Source organism: Neisseria oralis (assembly GCF_045062685.1).
Classification (GTDB): domain Bacteria; phylum Pseudomonadota; class Gammaproteobacteria; order Burkholderiales; family Neisseriaceae; genus Neisseria; species Neisseria oralis.
The window spans coordinates 1-443 of sequence record NZ_JBJGEB010000039.1 but is presented as its reverse complement, the minus strand read 5'-3'; the positions used below and the strand labels follow the sequence as shown (position 1 = coordinate 443).

1 protein-coding gene is annotated in these 443 nt (G+C 43.8%); it reads left to right on the top strand.

Translation table 11 applies throughout. The features are described 5' to 3' along the window. Nucleotides 1–3 precede the first annotated feature (3 nt). Nucleotides 4–443: RHS repeat-associated core domain-containing protein (locus tag ACI43T_RS11990; protein WP_405387338.1), on the top strand; the 440-nt coding region annotated here is incomplete at its 3' end.

Below are 443 nucleotides of genomic sequence, written 5' to 3'. Positions count from 1 at the left end.
CGGTTGCAGAACCAGTATTGCGACGGGGAGACTGGGCTGCATTACAACTTCTTCAGGTACTACGACCCGCATTCGGGGCGGTTTGTTACACAGGATCCGATCGGGTTGTGGGGTGGTACTAACTTTTATCAATTTGGACTAAATATAAATTCATGGACTGACATTTATGGTTTGTCAGGTACTCTGACAATTTATTCAACTGGTTCTGGTTTAATGGATGGGCATTCTTGGATTAGTTATACCCCGGATGGAGGGGGAAAAACTACCACTTACGGAACATGGGGAAATAATCCAACAGGAAAGGGAAATGGTCTCTTTACTGATATTGAACAAGGTAGAGGTGCTGATGCAACTCGTTCAATGCATCTTGATGATGCAGCAGAAAAACGGTTAATGAGCAAGATTGATGAATACAAAAAGAAAGGTGCAGGAGCGTGGACTCT